The 1,274-nt window shown below is 76.0% G+C and carries 1 protein-coding gene; it reads right to left on the reverse strand.

All coding sequences use genetic code 11. From position 1 onward, the window contains the following. Positions 1-240: 240 nt before the first annotated feature. On the reverse strand, positions 241-1,274 hold a 1,034-nt coding region (locus HW445_RS31485; RefSeq protein ID WP_180224180.1), incomplete at its 5' end, for an alpha/beta hydrolase.

Consider the following 1,274-nt stretch of genomic DNA (forward strand, 5'->3'; position numbering starts at 1 on the left):
TGGCGGCCAGTGCGGACCGGGCCGGTGTGCCCTCCGGTGGTCGGGGTGCCGGCCTGGGGGCACGCCGCTGGTCCGTCACTCGGGGGGCGGCGGCCAGGGGTCGGGTACGGACGAGTCGAAGCCTGGAGTCGCGCGGAATACGGGACGTCACGGAGGCAGTCTCTCGGGTGGGGGACCGAAAACCCAAACGGAACCCCCGCCCGGCCTTCGGAACGGGGCCTCGGAAGGCCTCCGGGGTGGTCACATGAAGGGGGTGAGGAAGCGGCGCAGGGCCTCCTCGTAACGCGTCGGGTCGCTGTTCCACATGGCGGCGTGGGGGGCGCCGCGGAAGGTCTGGAGGGTGACCAGGCGGGGGAGCCGGTCCGCCAGGCCGCGCGACAGCTCCCAGGACGCGACCTCGTCGTCCGGTCCGTGCAGGATCAGCGTCGGGGTCCGCAGCGGCTCGGGGTCGTCGAAGGCGGAATCCTCGTGCGCCTGGAGCCTGCCGCGCGCGGCGCGCACCGCCAGCGGCAGCAGCGCCCGGGGTACTCCGCGGGCGGTGGCGAGGGTGCGTGCGGTGGCCTCCCAGTCCAGCACCGGGGAGTCCAGCACCAGCCCGGCGATCCGGCTCCGCAGCCCGGAGCGCTGGGCGGCGCGCAGGGCCATGGTGGCGCCGGCGGACCAGCCGAGGAGCACCACGCGGCGGGCTCCGTAGCGGACGGCGTAGCGGATGGCGGCGTCCAGGTCCCGCCACTCGGTCTCGCCGAAGTGGAAGCGGCGGTCCGGTGAGCGGGGCGCGTCCGGGTCGCCCCGGTGGGCGAGGGCCAGCACCGGGAAGGCCTGGTCGTGGAAGAAGGGGAGCAGGTTGAGGACCTGCTCGCGGGTGGAGCCCAGGCCGTGCGCGGCGATCACCCAGGTGGAGCGCCGGCCCGGCAGGAACCAGGCGGGCAGCAGACCCAGCTCGCCCGGGACCTCGACGTCGGCGTAGGTGAGGTCCAGGGCGGTCACCGGGTTGCCGACGCACAGAGAGGGGGTGAGCCACACCCGGTCGCCGCGGCGGAAGGTCCCCCGGGTGACGCGCTCCAGGCGGCGGACCACCGCGTCGGCGGGGTGCGGGAGATCCTCGCGGACCGGTCCGACCACGGCGTGCGGGCCGCCGTCCCCGTGGTCCTTCCCGGTGAGGCCGTAGACCCCCGGGCGGAGGGCCGCCAGGTCGCGGGTGAGGCTGATCCAGTCCGCGCCGACGTCGTGCACGGTGAGGTGGGGCTCCGTGGGCAGCGGGCGGTCCGCGGGCG

This window comes from Streptomyces sp. UH6 (assembly GCF_013421635.1).
GTDB classification, from domain to species: Bacteria; Actinomycetota; Actinomycetes; order Streptomycetales; family Streptomycetaceae; genus Streptomyces; species Streptomyces abyssomicinicus.